This window comes from Candidatus Cloacimonadaceae bacterium, from assembly GCA_030693415.1.
Classification (GTDB): domain Bacteria; phylum Cloacimonadota; class Cloacimonadia; order Cloacimonadales; family Cloacimonadaceae; genus JAUYAR01.
On sequence record JAUYAR010000166.1, the window covers coordinates 1 to 10238 of the forward strand.

The 10238-nt window shown below is 50.3% G+C and carries 11 protein-coding genes; 4 read left to right on the plus strand and 7 right to left on the minus strand.

Going from position 1 to position 10238, the window contains the following annotated elements:
- Positions 1-282: 282 nt before the first annotated feature.
- From coaE to serC, 7 genes are all read right to left on the minus strand, one after another.
- The gene (gene coaE / locus Q8M98_10825; protein ID MDP3115248.1) at positions 283-912 is read right to left on the minus strand and encodes a dephospho-CoA kinase; all 630 of its coding nucleotides are present in this window, start codon (positions 910-912) and stop codon (positions 283-285) included.
- Positions 913-917: 5 nt separating this feature from the next.
- Positions 918-1664, minus strand: a complete 747-nt coding sequence (gene cdaA / locus Q8M98_10830; protein ID MDP3115249.1) for a diadenylate cyclase CdaA — start codon at positions 1662-1664, stop codon at positions 918-920.
- Entirely contained in the window at positions 1665-2456 is a 792-nt protein-coding gene (folP, locus tag Q8M98_10835; protein ID MDP3115250.1) for a dihydropteroate synthase, read from the minus strand.
- A gap of 49 nt (positions 2457-2505) precedes the next feature.
- Positions 2506-3216, minus strand: coding sequence for a hypothetical protein (locus Q8M98_10840; protein ID MDP3115251.1), 711 nt, complete (start codon positions 3214-3216; stop codon positions 2506-2508).
- Positions 3213-3620: a biopolymer transporter ExbD gene (locus Q8M98_10845; GenBank protein ID MDP3115252.1), complete on the minus strand. Its 408-nt coding sequence runs from the start codon at positions 3618-3620 to the stop codon at positions 3213-3215. Before Q8M98_10845 ends, Q8M98_10840 begins: the two co-directional genes overlap by 4 nt.
- A 9-nt stretch (positions 3621-3629) precedes the next feature.
- Positions 3630-4247 (minus strand): MotA/TolQ/ExbB proton channel family protein, encoded by a 618-nt coding sequence (locus Q8M98_10850; GenBank protein ID MDP3115253.1) that lies wholly within the window; start codon positions 4245-4247, stop codon positions 3630-3632.
- 139 nt (positions 4248-4386) lie between these two features.
- The gene (serC, locus tag Q8M98_10855; GenBank protein ID MDP3115254.1) at positions 4387-5472 is read right to left on the minus strand and encodes a 3-phosphoserine/phosphohydroxythreonine transaminase; all 1086 of its coding nucleotides are present in this window, start codon (positions 5470-5472) and stop codon (positions 4387-4389) included.
- 142 nt (positions 5473-5614) lie between these two features.
- Between serC and Q8M98_10860 the strand changes: the two genes are divergently transcribed.
- The 4 genes from Q8M98_10860 to gltX all read left to right on the plus strand — a co-directional run bounded on the left by Q8M98_10860 (position 5615) and on the right by gltX (position 9750).
- Positions 5615-6199 carry a Maf family protein gene (locus Q8M98_10860; GenBank protein MDP3115255.1) on the plus strand — a complete coding sequence of 195 codons (585 nt, stop codon included), beginning with the start codon at positions 5615-5617 and terminating at the stop codon, positions 6197-6199.
- A gap of 71 nt (positions 6200-6270) precedes the next feature.
- The gene (locus tag Q8M98_10865; protein ID MDP3115256.1) at positions 6271-7752 is read left to right on the plus strand and encodes an amidohydrolase family protein; all 1482 of its coding nucleotides are present in this window, start codon (positions 6271-6273) and stop codon (positions 7750-7752) included.
- The gene (locus tag Q8M98_10870) at positions 7736-8302 is read left to right on the plus strand and encodes a hypothetical protein (protein MDP3115257.1); all 567 of its coding nucleotides are present in this window, start codon (positions 7736-7738) and stop codon (positions 8300-8302) included. The genes Q8M98_10865 and Q8M98_10870 overlap by 17 nt, the downstream gene beginning before the upstream one ends.
- A 17-nt stretch (positions 8303-8319) precedes the next feature.
- A complete protein-coding gene (gene gltX, locus Q8M98_10875; GenBank protein ID MDP3115258.1) occupies positions 8320-9750 on the plus strand; it encodes a glutamate--tRNA ligase in 1431 nt (476 codons plus the stop codon).
- Positions 9751-10238: the final 488 nt, after the last annotated feature.

Consider the following 10238-nt stretch of genomic DNA (forward strand, 5'->3'; position numbering starts at 1 on the left):
TTAAGATTGCACCAGTCATTGAATTACCAAACACCGGACGATGTTTATGCTGGCAAGGACTGCACTCATGTGGCATAGATTCAAACATAGCACCAAAAGGATTACCAGACTCCATTCCGAGAAGAATAACTCACAGGATTCACGCGTATCCAGTGGCTTGTTGATCTGCACGAAAACTTCGCTTGGGGGGCATACTATGGAGGGGTGTAGCGCTATCGCAAAAAGTGGCAACCTAGCGTCAACTATATTAGGACTTGACAGTCCGGAATACTTAGCTGCAAGCTAGACTTGGAAAAAGGGCTTGATTGATTTTTTGGGTAGATTTGGAATCGATCGGATGAAAGTATTTGCGGCGGTCTCCAGCGCTTCGATGCCATGAATGTTGGCGATATCGAGATCGACCCTGTTGATTTTTTGAGCATCGGGCATTTGGCTGGCGATAAGTTTTTTTAAGTGTTCCCGATCCGATCCGTCTCTTTCGAGGAGGCGTTTTAGCTGTAGTTTTGGGGTGGTATGGACGAGGACAATAAAGTCGAAACAATCCTCCAAGCCGGCTTCAAAAAGCAGCGGAACTTCGAAGACGAGAACCTTACTGCGGGAGCTTACGATCATATCCTGAAAGGCTTTGAGGGTCATGGGGTGGACGATGGAATTGAGAAAATGCCGCTCGGCTGGGTCATAGAAGATGATTTCGGCAATGGCTTTTCGGTTGGCTCTACCCTGATCGTCGATCACTCCCTCGCCCCATCGCGCTTTCAATCGGCTAAGAACATCCTCTTCATGGAGTTGCGCTTTGGCGACGGCATCGGCAAAGATGACCACAATCCCGGCATCAGCGAGGTGATGGCAAAAGGAAGTTTTCCCGCTGCCAACGTTCCCTGTGACACCGACGATCAAGGCTCTGGCACACATGCGGATTATTTTCCCGCATCGAAAAGGATCTGCATCAGCTCTTCGAAAGCAACGTCGGTTTGGATCTGCCCAGCCCGCGCCACGGAAATGAGACCGTTCTGCTCTGAAACGATAATCACGATGACGTCTGCCTGCTCGGAGATTCCGATGCCGGCTAAGTGTCTGGTGCCAAATCGCTTTACGTTTTCCGGTTTTTTGGATAGAGGGAGCACGACTTTGGCGGCAAGGATGCGTTCCCCACGAATGATGATGGCGCCATCGTGCAAGGCGGAGCGCGGATTGAAGATGGTGAGGATCAACCTGAGAGAGATAGCGGCGTCGATGGGTTCGCCGTTTTGGATATATTCATTGAGTTTGCGTTTATTTTCGAGCACGATGATGGCTCCCATCTTGCGAAAAGACATCGAGGAAACGGCATCGATCAATGGGGTATAAACTGCGGCTTTCTCACGCTTTTTGAAGCTTAGACCCAATTCACGTGAGAGGTTGAGCCTGGTCAATATCGCTCTCAGCTCTGGTTGGAAAATGATGATGATGCCCAAAATCCAGAAATTCCGAATCGCGGCAAGAATAGCGGTGAGCATTTTCAGATCGAAAACCGCGGCGATGAAATAGAGAATCACGAGAGACATCAATCCCCATAAAAGTTGATAACCACCGCTGCGCCGCACGATCATCAGAGATTGATAGATCAGAAACGCGATGAAGATGATATCGACGATGTCCTTGAAGCGCGGAATGAGGAAATTCATCTAGATCCCGGTGGCCCCGATCATGGCATGAACCGCAAAAAACTGTTTGTGCGCTTTGACGTCGTGCACTCTGATGATGTCCGCCCCCTTTTGGAAAGCAATCATTGCCGCTGCCAAGCTACCGCCGATACGTTCATCCGGGGTTGACGCTTGTATCATATCTATGAAACGTTTACGGGAAACCCCGATGACGATCGGCAGATTGAATATCTGGAAGTGATCGAGGGCGGAGAGAATGCTTAGATTATGCTCCAGATTTTTGCCAAATCCAATGCCGGGATCGAGCATGAGGCGTTCTCTGCTGATTCCTCTTGCATTGCAAAAACTGATACGTTCCTCGAAAAAGTCGGTGATTTCTTTGACGACATCCTCGTAATGAGGCTCTTGCTGCATGGTGGCGGGTTCGCCTTGCATGTGCATCAGGATTAACTTTGTATCTTTTGCTCCGGCAAGCACTTCCGCCATGTGGTGATCGTGTCTCAAAGCCGAAATATCGTTGATAATATCCGCTCCGGCGGCGATGGCGAGCCTGGCGACTTCGCTTTTGCGCGTATCGACGGAGATGATCGCGTCCGGATAGGCTTTCTTCAAGGCTTGGACGATGGGGACAACCCTTTCGATCTCAAGCTCTTGAGCTATTCCCCTTGATCCCGGACGGGTCGATTCTCCACCGATATCAATGATGTCCGCCCCTTCGGAAAGCATGGTTAGGGCACGCTTAAACGCACTTTCAGCGTAGAGATATCTGCCTCCGTCGGAAAAGGAATCCTCGGTGATATTGAGGATACCCATAATTTTGGGGGAATGACATTGCCACTTTTCGGCAGAATGTTTCATTAGATCAGGGTTTGAATTTGAAGGTAATAATGTAGTCACGATCGGTGACCGGTGCACCGCGAAAGCTGAGTACGCCTTCCTTGAGGACTTTGATCGCCGTTTCGGTGAAGTTTCTATCCTTGGTTTCCAATATGATAACGGAGCTTTCGATCAGGCGAGCGGTTTCGGTCACGCGGAAAGACATTTTCACCTCGGCATAATCGGCAAAGCTGTGCCTGTAGCCGGATTTGAGGCTGAAACTCAATTTTCCGCCTTCCATGCTGTGTTCGGTGCTTCCGGTAGATTCCTGGCTCGGAACGCCACGCAGCGCTTCTCTCAAGCCGGTAGTGGCGAAAGGATTATGACTGAGCGATGGAGGCGCCTCCGTGCGCTTAATTTCATTGATCACAGGCGCTTCGATGAGATCGCTCGGTCCGCTGTGAACCCTTCCCACCCGCTCAGTTTTTGGCAAAGCCTGAGGCGCTGCGGGCTTTTTCGCTTCAGGGGCTGCCTGGCTGGGGTTGACCTCTTCGACCGTATCCATGATACTTGGCAGAGCCTCACGCTCAGTTTCACGCATGGTCACGACTTCTTCGACCGGATCGCGAAACTCCAGCTCATACCATTTCTCTTTTGCCATTGGCGGAATGAAATAAAGCGCCATCAACAGCAGGAGCAGCAAGTGCGCGAGCGTGGAGATGCCGACGGGAAGAAATTGACGATATTTCCGGATCATGGTTTATCTGGCGGACGTTCCGTTGCCACGAAGATGCGCTCAAATCCGACACCGCGGATGATGTCCATCAGAGTGATGATCTTCTGGAGTTCGCTGCGTTTTTCAGCGGATAGACGAACCACCTGATCCTTATTCTTGAATTCGCGCTGCAGCGCTTGCTCAAGGGTGTAGATCGTGTGTCTTTCGCCCATGAATTCGATATGCTTGTCATTCACATAGACGACGTGCAAGACCTGATGCGCTTGTCTCTGAGATGAGGTCGAGCCCGGCAGCTTGAACGGCAGACCGGTTTGGGACGTGAAGTTTGACGCGATCAGGAGGAAAACGATCAAGAGGAAGATGACGTCCGTCATCGAAATCAGGACGGTGGAACTGATTTTGTTCTTTGAGATCTTCAGTTTCATCGGTTGGCTCTATTCGGCGGACTTATAATACTTGATCACATATTCGATGGCATGGTCTTGCATGTCCTTCGCCATGTTTTCGAGGCTTTGCACCAAATCGTTGTAGAAAATGATGGTGACGATGCCGACGATCAATCCGCCGATGGTGGTGAGCAACGCTTCCCAGATTCCACCGGCAAGGATGTTGATATCAATGCCGTTTTGACTCTGTCCCTGGATGCTCATAAAGACGCGCACCATGCCGATGACGGTGCCCAAAAAGCCGATCAGCGGTGCCACGGCAGCAAAAGTGGAGAGCCAGCCCATCCCTTTTTCGAGCTTGTGAAGTTCCAGATTGGCGGTGGCTTCCATGCTATCCTGGATCAGTTTGGGATCCTTGGTGTTGGCGTTGTAGAGCTTGTCCAGCATCAATCCCAAGGGACTGCCGACACCATAGACTCTCAGGATGGCACGGATGTTATCCAGCTTATCCTGTTGCTTCAGCGAGCTTTGAATCTTATTGTTGGACTTCCTCACCTGGCTCAGCAAGCGGTATTTATCGATCACGAGGGCGATCACCACGATCGAAATCGCCAGCAGCAGATACATCAGTATCCCGCCGCGCAGAAATAGTTGTAATACGGTCATTTCTCTCCCAAATCAGTTCTGTGTTATTTGTTCAATAATAATCGCAAGCGGGAGAACATCTTCTCCCGCCTACGAATCCCAGGTTTCCCAAGCTCATTCCCGCAGGAATGCAGCAATCTACGTTATTGTTTTATATAGCTTATCCGTGCAGTTGTTGGAAGCTTTGCATGAACTGCGCCAAGGCATAAGCCGCAAGCAGAGGCAGCGAGTTATAGGTGCTGGCACGGCAGCCGCCGACGTCGCGATGTCCTTTCAGACCGATCATGTTCTGCTTTTTGGCGTCCGAGATAAAGAGGTTTTCCAGCTCTTCATTTGGCAGACGGAAGGTGATATTCATGAGCGAACGGTCTTCGATGGCGACAGTGCCTTTGTAGAAACCGTCGGATTGATCAACCGCTTTGTAGATGTAATTGGCTTTGGCAATGTTGTTTTGTTCGATCATGGATAATCCGCCAAAGTCCTCGATCCACTTCAGCACGAGACCGATCATATAGATGGTGAAGGTGGGCGGTGTGTTATACATGCTGCCGTTTTTGGCGTGGATGTTGTAATCCAGCATGGTGGGCACTCCCGGGATCGCCTTTGCCAGCAGGTCTTTCTTGATGATGACGACGACGCAACCGGAGGGGCCTACGTTCTTTTGCGCGCCTGCATAGATCAGATCATATTTCTGCACGTCGATGGGCTTGCTCATGAAGTTTGAGGACATATCGGCGATGAGCGGAACGCCCTCAGGAGTGTCCGGATCGGTCTTCCATTCAGTGCCGAAGACGGTGTTGTTATTTGTGATATGCAGATAGCTGGGATTCTCCGAAAGCTGCCATTGTTTCGGAATATAGCTGAAGTTTTTGTCTTCGCTGCTGCCGGCGACATGCACGGTCTTGCCGAGCTTTTTGGCTTCGCTGATGGCTTTCTTTGACCACATACCGGTGTTGATATAGTTCGCCTCCTTGCCATCAAAGGCAAAGTTCATCGGCACCATGAGAAATTGCATGCTGGCTCCGCCCTGAAGGAAGAGCACTTCATAATCGTCTCCCAAGCCATAGATGCGTCTCACCGCGGCATTGGTTTCGTCGATGATGGCTTGGTATTCCTTGCTGCGATGGCTCATTTCCATGACGGAAAGTCCCATCCCCTTGTAGTTGAAAAAATCCTGCTGAGCTTCGAGCATCACTTCTTCTGGAAGCACCGCCGGACCTGCATTGAAATTATGCACTCGATCCATCTTTATCCTCCTGGATAATGTATTTGTAAACTGAGACAAGGATTTCACAAGGCTGTTTTTCAGGCAAGCTATTTTTTTGGTATTTGAGAAACTTGTTGACTTATCTTCCACCGCATAGATATGGCGACTATGGATTATATGTATGATACACAAGATATTAAAGCATAAAAAAGTGGTGCTCGCCTCCCAAAGCCCGAGGCGAAAATTGCTGCTCGAAATGCTCGGTTTGAAGCCTTTGGTCATCCCCGCGATGATCCACGAACCGATCACTACTGAAGCTCCTTATGCGCAGGCGATGAAACACGCCAGGAACAAAGCACTCGCTATCTGCGAGCGCATGGATCCCGACGCGCTGATCATCGGAGCGGACACGATCGTGGTGTTGGACAAAGAGATATTAGGCAAGCCGGAGCATCCCGATCAGGCAAAAGAGTATCTTCGCAAGCTCTCCGGGCGAAAACACAAAGTCTATACCGGTATCTGCATCTGTCACAGGGGCAAAGTGTTGTGCGATTATGAACGCAGCAGCGTGCATTTTGCCGTTTTGAGCGACGAGCAGATCGAAGATTACGTCAAAACCGGAGAACCGATGGACAAAGCCGGCGCCTATGGCATCCAAGGCTATGGATCGCAATTTATTCATCACATTCGCGGCTGCTATTTCAACGTGATGGGCTTTCCCATCCACCTCTTTCACCGCATGTTGCATGAACTGTTCGAGCTTTGAATTTGTTTCATGCGATACTTTAGATATAGATATTTAACTACTTGCCATATATTCCTTTATAGTTTGATAACATGTTGATCCTACACAACGCCAAATTCTATATTGATGGGTCTTATGAGAATGACATTCTCGCCATCGGCATCGAAGCCGGAAAGATCGTCGCTCTTTACACGCAACTGCCCCACGACTTTTCCTGGCGCGAAAGCAAGGATCTGAAAGGCGCCTTCGTCTATCCCGGTTTCATCGACACCCACACCCACAGTTTTGAGGGGGGACTTTATCGCGGCGGAGTGGATCTTTCCCATCACAAAAGCATTTCCGCGGTGCTGGACGCCATAGCGGACGCGGTGAAAGAACTTGGCAAAGACGAGATGCTTTTTACCTGGCGTTTCGACGAAAACAACATTGCTGAACGCAGGTTTCCATCCGTGAAAGAGCTTGATGGCGTTTGTCCCTCGCACCGGATGATTTTGCGCCGCGTGGATGGACATTCATGCGTGGTTAATAGTTTTGCACGCAATCAGATCGGAGCGTTATCCGCAAGAGAGGAGATCCTCCGTGGCGCCGATAACGACATCGCCGGACATTGGTTTCACGGCAATTGCAGCAAGGACACGATCCTCAAAGCCTACCACAATGCCGCTGAAGCCGCTCTAAAAGGCGGTTTTACTACCATCCACACTATGATCGGTGACGCCAACAATAGCATCACGCACTATCCACTAATCGCCAAACACGTGCAGGATTTCGCGGTGGAATATGTCCTCTATCCTCAGAGTTTCAATCTCAATGCCGCTTTGGACGCAGGGGCAACACGCATCGGAGGATGCATTTTGGCGGACGGATCGATCGGTTCGATGAGTGCGGCACTGAGTTTTCCATACGAGAGAACTGCCTGCAGGGGAGTGCTTTATCATGACGACAACTTCTGGCGGGACTTTATCACTCAAGCCCACCGCCACAAACTTCAGGTGGCGATCCATTGCATAGGGGATGCCGCCATCCGCCAGATCAATAACATCTTTTATCAACTTGCCAACGACGATTATGCCGATCTGCGCCATCAGCTCATCCATTGCGAGATCACACCGGACGACCTTATCCATCAGATCAAGGCTTCCCAGGCAGTTCCGGTCATGCAGCCCGCCTTCGATCTTCTCTGGGGTGGAGACAATGGTTTTTACTGTGAAAAACTTGGGGTGGAGCGCAGCCGTATGATGAACCGTTTGGGCACAATGAACCGCCTCGGGATACGCTTGACCGGCTCCTCGGACTGGTATGTGACCGAGCTTGATATCCCGATGTCCATCCATGCGGCGATAAATCACAAAAACCCATCCGAACGTCTTTCTCCTGCCGATGCGATCTCTATTTATACAAAAAACGCCGCCTGGCTTTCGCATGACGAAACGCGCTTGGGATCCATCCAACCAGGCTTCCAAGCGGATCTTACGATCGCGGATACCGATTTCACCAAAGCTTTCGATCATCATCATTGCAATATCATCGGCGTGATTAAAAAAGGACTAACTGTCTATGAAACCAGTGTTTAGGCTTTTCACACAAGACCAGATCTATATGATCCTTGAAACCGAGACGAAATTGCACCAGGACTATGACTTGGTCGATCTATACAAACTGCTCTTTCAAGCACATTTGGGTCCCCATCACATGAGCCCTGACCGGGATGCCATCATTCACAATATCGAGCGCGAGACCGTTGCTTCCAAACAGTTATATCTCCCCGCCCTGCAAGATATTGGAGCGCAAGAAGGTTTCTATCGCGTTGGTTTGAACAGCCTCGATCTTTTCAAGGTTGAAAAACCGGTCGAAATGCTTGCCGATCTGATCCTTGCTTCACGCTTTGAGAAAGCGCTGCCTCATGATATCTGGAAAAGAATCTGGAGGAAGTCATATTCCCTTGTGCGCCTATTTATTAACGCCCCCGTTAGCGAGTGGAAAGCGGTTCAGGCTATGCTGGATCAAGACCACCTTCCCAGCCATTCCGAACGCTACAAAAACGCCTACCACCCCCACTACCGGCTCGTTCACTACAGTCTCCTAAGCCCTTATTTAGAAGAAAGCATTTGCCTCGAGCTTTAAATCATAATGGAGTATTTATGAAAGACATCCGCGTACGTTTCGCGCCCAGCCCCACCGGCTTTTTGCACATTGGTGGATTGCGCACCGCCCTCTATGACTATCTTTTTGCCCGCCACACAGGTGGAAAATTCATCCTCCGCATCGAGGATACCGATCGTTCCCGCCTCGTCGAAGGAGCGGTGGAAAACCTGATCGATTCCCTGCACAAACTTGGCATCGACATCGACGAAGGACCGGACATCGGCGGAGATTTTGGACCCTACACGCAGTCCGAGCGGTTGGAACTTTATCACCGCGAAGCCGCACGTCTGCTCCAATCCGGATCTGCTTACCACTGTTTTTGCAGCCCGGAAACCCTTGAAGAGATGCGCGCCAAACAACAAACCAACAAAGAGTTCGTCAAATATGACCGTCGCTGTCTGAAGCTCAGCACTGCCGAAGTGCAAGCTAGGCTCGAAGCTGGTATTAGATCCGTCCTGCGTCTCAAAATGCCGGACGATCACCGTTTCGCTTTCGACGATATCATTCGCGGGCGGGTGGAAATGCCTGCTTCGCAATCTGACGATCAGGTTTTGCTCAAATCCGACGGCTTTCCCACCTATCATCTTGCGGCGGTTGTGGATGACCATTATATGCAAATTTCGCATGTCATCCGCGGCGAGGAATGGCTCTCCAGCACGCCAAAACACATCTGGCTCTATCAATGTCTGGGTTGGGAAGCTCCGCAGTGGGTGCACCTGCCCCTGATCCTCAATCCCGATCGCAGCAAGCTCAGCAAACGCATGAACGATGTCAGCGTGGAAAGCTATATCCAGAAAGGCTATCTTCGGGAAGCACTGCTCAATTTCGTGGCACTTATGGGTTGGCACGCATCCGATGATAGAGAGATATTTTCTCTTGAAGAACTATGTAATGAATTCACGCTTGAGCGGGTCGCCAAATCCGGTGCTATTTTCGACATCACCAAACTGGATTGGATGAACGGACAATATCTGCGCAGTCTGCCTGTGGAAGAGATCGCAAACCGCTGTTCACCATATTTTGAAAGCGCCGGAATCATCGTTGAAAACGTAGCTCTGCTTGAAAAAATCGTTGCCGTCGCCCGTGAGCGCTGTACGCTTTTGCCGGAGATCGTGGAATATAGCCGGATGTTCCTCTGCCCCACTGATATCTCCGATGAGGATGAACGCCTCCTTCAAAGCGAAGACGCACAAAGAGTTATCTCATGGTTCATCGAAAACCTGCCAAGGAATTCCCCCCTCAATCCGGAAAAGATCGACATCCTGGTTAAAAACGCCATGAGCGAGCTTGGAATCAAGGGAAAAGCTTTTTTCACGCCGCTACGCCTTGCTCTGATAAATCAAGCACACGGACCCGAACTCCCCTCCACCTTTTCCATTCTGGGAGAGAAAGAAGCCATGCGGAGATTGAAGCACCGGCTGATCTGACTATTTCAATGCCCGCTTGGATAAGCATTTGCTGAGCATAGACAAACGGATGATTATGGAATTACCGACGTTTCCGTCGATTCTTTTCCGCAGGATCGGTTACAGATTTGTGGAGGGTTGCAGATTTGTGGTTCGGTTGCAGATATGTGGATGGTTTACGAAATTGGTGGAGGTGTCAGGTTCATCGCTGCTGTCGCCGACGGGGACGTCGGCGTTCCATGATGCGGCGTTCCATGTTATGGAATTACCGACGTCCCCGTCGGTTCTTTTCCGCAGGATCGGTTACAGATTTGTAAAACGGTTACAGATTTGTGGATGGTTTACGTAATTGGCAGACGTGACAGGTTCAGCGCGACTGTCGCCGACGGGGACGTCGGCGTTCCATGAGATTATGATAGGGGTAGGGGAGTTATCCATTACTGGCTCCCCTCCCTCCGAACCGTACGTGCGGTTTTCCCGCATACGGCTCTCCAGAAAACAGGTATCTC

What these genes read in the sequence shown, in the direction of transcription:
- serC (MDP3115254.1), bottom strand. Translation starts at nt 5,472, where the DNA reads ATGGATCGAGTGCATAATTTCAATGCAGGTCCGGCGGTGCTTCCAGAA.
- Q8M98_10865 (MDP3115256.1), top strand. Translation starts at nt 6,271, where the DNA reads ATGTTGATCCTACACAACGCCAAATTCTATATTGATGGGTCTTATGAG.
- Q8M98_10840 (MDP3115251.1), bottom strand. Translation starts at nt 3,216, where the DNA reads ATGATCCGGAAATATCGTCAATTTCTTCCCGTCGGCATCTCCACGCTC.
- gltX (MDP3115258.1), top strand. Translation starts at nt 8,320, where the DNA reads ATGAAAGACATCCGCGTACGTTTCGCGCCCAGCCCCACCGGCTTTTTG.
- Q8M98_10870 (MDP3115257.1), top strand. Translation starts at nt 7,736, where the DNA reads ATGAAACCAGTGTTTAGGCTTTTCACACAAGACCAGATCTATATGATC.
- coaE (MDP3115248.1), bottom strand. Translation starts at nt 912, where the DNA reads ATGTGTGCCAGAGCCTTGATCGTCGGTGTCACAGGGAACGTTGGCAGC.
- Q8M98_10850 (MDP3115253.1), bottom strand. Translation starts at nt 4,247, where the DNA reads ATGACCGTATTACAACTATTTCTGCGCGGCGGGATACTGATGTATCTG.
- folP (MDP3115250.1), bottom strand. Translation starts at nt 2,456, where the DNA reads ATGGGTATCCTCAATATCACCGAGGATTCCTTTTCCGACGGAGGCAGA.
- Q8M98_10845 (MDP3115252.1), bottom strand. Translation starts at nt 3,620, where the DNA reads ATGAAACTGAAGATCTCAAAGAACAAAATCAGTTCCACCGTCCTGATT.
- Q8M98_10860 (MDP3115255.1), top strand. Translation starts at nt 5,615, where the DNA reads ATGATACACAAGATATTAAAGCATAAAAAAGTGGTGCTCGCCTCCCAA.
- cdaA (MDP3115249.1), bottom strand. Translation starts at nt 1,664, where the DNA reads ATGAATTTCCTCATTCCGCGCTTCAAGGACATCGTCGATATCATCTTC.